Source organism: Pseudonocardia sp. D17 (assembly GCF_036984265.1).
GTDB classification, from domain to species: Bacteria; Actinomycetota; Actinomycetes; order Mycobacteriales; family Pseudonocardiaceae; genus Pseudonocardia; species Pseudonocardia benzenivorans.
In genome coordinates, this window is the sequence record NZ_BPRG01000231.1 from 1 (window position 1) to 333 (window position 333).

Sequence of the window (333 nt, forward strand, 5' to 3'; positions counted from 1 at the left end):
CGCGAAAAAAGCCGACGCGCTCTTTAGGATCGCGTTCGCCCGCCGTAGCTCGCGGTTCTCGCGCTCCAACTCCGTCAGCCGCTGGGCATCAGAAGTCGTCGTGCCGGGGCGGTCCCCGGTATCGACCTCCTCTTGAGTCACCCAGTTCCGTAGCGTCTCGGGGTTGATCCCGAGCTGCTCCCCGACCCGCGCCAACGCGCCCTTACGAGTAGCCGGGTCGCGTCGAAGATCGACCGCCATCCGGATTGCACGCTCCCGAAGCTCCTCGGGATACTTCCTCGGTGCTGCCATGACTCTCATCCTCCACTGGATTGAGAGCCTCCATCAGACCCG

General features: G+C 64.6%; 1 protein-coding gene. It reads right to left on the reverse strand.

The window, feature by feature from the left end:
- On the reverse strand, positions 1-300 hold a 300-nt coding region (locus tag PSD17_RS31690), incomplete at its 3' end, for a transposase (protein WP_445261046.1).
- Between the last annotated feature and the right edge of the window lie 33 nt (positions 301-333).